The sequence below is a fragment of the Acinetobacter piscicola genome (genome assembly GCF_002233755.1).
In the GTDB taxonomy this organism is placed as follows: domain Bacteria; phylum Pseudomonadota; class Gammaproteobacteria; order Pseudomonadales; family Moraxellaceae; genus Acinetobacter; species Acinetobacter piscicola.
In genome coordinates this window covers 1-1,599 of record NZ_NIFO01000059.1, presented here as the reverse complement: position 1 = coordinate 1,599, position 1,599 = coordinate 1, and the positions used below count along the sequence as shown (strand labels likewise).

Below are 1,599 nucleotides of genomic sequence, written 5' to 3'. Positions count from 1 at the left end.
TCGCATAATAGCCATTATGTTAAATAAGTATTTTTGTTTCGATTAAAAAGTGAACTTTTTTACTTTTTTTTAGGCAAGATGCATATTTTTTTGAAGCCATACTTTCCCTGTCAGATGTTCAAACATTTTAAGGAGAAAGCAATGACACATACAGCGAATGATCAACGTTCTACAGTGAAAAATCCTAATAATATTCAACATACGCAGAATCAGGATAACCGTAGCAGACAATTGAATCCTAATCATAAACCTACGAAATCTAAATAAGGATGAAAACTATGAGCACAGCAGGTTGGCCTAGTACTACTGGAAATCCATCAGGTGGTGGACGAGACAATAATCCACCTCGGAAATAAAAATCTTATTTATCTTGTAATATCAATTCAGAAGGCCACAGATGTTTGCCTTCTGAAGGGTATTTCTCCAGAAAGGCGTTCCATATCACGAGAAAATCTTCTGATGTGGCTAACGTAGATACGCTGGCTGTTTTTTGAAAATGTTTATAAAAAAAGTCTTGCCAAAAATAAATTAACCATAGGCCACCTATGGTATTAATACTTTCAAACCACTTATCTTCTGGAAGTTCATTTTTCAGGAATAAATAGTTCTCTTCTGAGACTTGTGCATAAATTTCATCATTTTTAAATTCACCATAAGGTAGACCTAGGAATTGATAGACTTCATTCAAGTAGAATAGTCTTTTGTTTTCTCTAACTTTTTTAATTAGTTGTCTAAATTCTTTAACTTGTTCCTCTTCGATAGAGGAATCTAACCATTGCTCAAAACCATTAGTTGCAGGAATAGTCTTCAGAATCTCGACTTTCTGTCCTTTTGTTGCTTCAAACTTTGCATTTATCTTTAAGATAAATAAAAGGAAATCTGTAAAAGTTTTTGATGGGAAGTATGGTCGTTTATTTTTAAACTTAAACTTTAATGCTTGGTTTAGTGAGATTGATTGGAATCCCCACTTCCTAGAAATTAAATGATCTAAGTGAATTAGAATTAGCAGTATATTGACGCCAGGATTTCTGAGCATCTCATGACTAGTAATATTATTTAAGTCGCTGTTAAAGCTAAATGTATTTACCAGAAAATCATGAAGTTTGCAGACATCTTCATCTAAAAAATTATTTCTTTCCAATTCTGAAAATAGTTTTATATGCTCGTTCCAATAAAAAAAATCGTTATTTTTAATTGGGTATAGTTCCAAGATTTTTAAGCAGTATGCAAAATTATAGCTTTCTTCATCTACAGCTAAAGAAGTCGCTGAATTAAGTACGAAAAACCCCATTTCTGAAGCAAATTCGGATTTAATTTTAACTTTAGCTATTTCATCATTTTCAAATGGAACATTAGTATATTTTTTCTCAATTTTACCTAGTTTCTTAGCTAGATTTTTATCTATATTTTTCAATATTAAACAATAGAATTCTAGAGGATTCATAGATGCCCTAATTTTTAAAAAAATCTAAAATTAACATAATGCACGTTATACGAAGTTAAAAAATTGAGACTATAGCCTTAATTTTTATGTATTTTTTAATTTAAAGCCTAGACAGAAGTCTAGGCTTTTCCTGTTATTCACCAATTAAAATGTCT

At 30.6% G+C, this 1,599-nt stretch carries 2 protein-coding genes; one reads left to right on the top strand and one right to left on the bottom strand.

Going from position 1 to position 1,599, the window contains the following annotated elements:
* Positions 1-141 precede the first annotated feature (141 nt).
* On the top strand, positions 142-267 hold the full coding sequence (locus tag CDA10_RS17115; protein ID WP_267284023.1) for a hypothetical protein: 126 nt from the start codon (positions 142-144) through the stop codon (positions 265-267).
* Between the two features lie 94 nt (positions 268-361).
* Here the strand turns inward: CDA10_RS17115 and CDA10_RS16650 are convergent, their stop codons facing one another.
* Positions 362-1,444 carry a hypothetical protein gene (locus CDA10_RS16650; protein WP_089606646.1) on the bottom strand — a complete coding sequence of 361 codons (1,083 nt, stop codon included), beginning with the start codon at positions 1,442-1,444 and terminating at the stop codon, positions 362-364.
* Positions 1,445-1,599 lie beyond the last annotated feature (155 nt).

Excerpts from the sequence above, each read along its gene's own strand:
- CDA10_RS17115 (WP_267284023.1), top strand. The coding sequence starts at position 142 with ATGACACATACAGCGAATGATCAACGTTCTACAGTGAAAAATCCTAAT.
- CDA10_RS16650 (WP_089606646.1), bottom strand. The coding sequence starts at position 1,444 with ATGAATCCTCTAGAATTCTATTGTTTAATATTGAAAAATATAGATAAA.